Raw genomic sequence first — 340 nt, forward strand, 5'->3', positions numbered from 1 at the left:
GCTCCGGCAGGTCATAGAGGCCATGAATCATGCTGAATGATGCGGACGCCTCTGGCTTCAAAAAGGTATATCTGGCAATGGGGTTTACCGATCTCCGCCGTGGAATTGATGGATTGGCTGGCATTATCCGTTTTCAATTTAACCTGGATCCTTATGATAAAAACACACTGTTTCTGTTCTGCGGAAGAAGGTGTGATCGTATAAAAGCCCTGCTGTGGGAAGGCGATGGTTTTCTTCTCATGTACAAACGCCTGGACAGCGGAGCTTTCCGATGGCCCCGTTCCGCAGATGAAGCCCTGTCCATCACAGAAGAACAGTATCGGATGCTGATGCAGGGATT

1 protein-coding gene is annotated in these 340 nt (G+C 49.4%); it reads left to right on the forward strand.

Annotated features, from left to right (window positions below; genetic code table 11):
* Positions 1-29: 29 nt before the first annotated feature.
* Positions 30-340 (forward strand): IS66 family insertion sequence element accessory protein TnpB (gene tnpB, locus PZH32_RS11935; RefSeq protein ID WP_275208476.1); only part of this gene is annotated, 311 nt, incomplete at its 3' end.

This window comes from Adlercreutzia equolifaciens (assembly GCF_029076695.1).
Lineage (GTDB): Bacteria > Actinomycetota > Coriobacteriia > Coriobacteriales > Eggerthellaceae > Adlercreutzia > Adlercreutzia equolifaciens_A.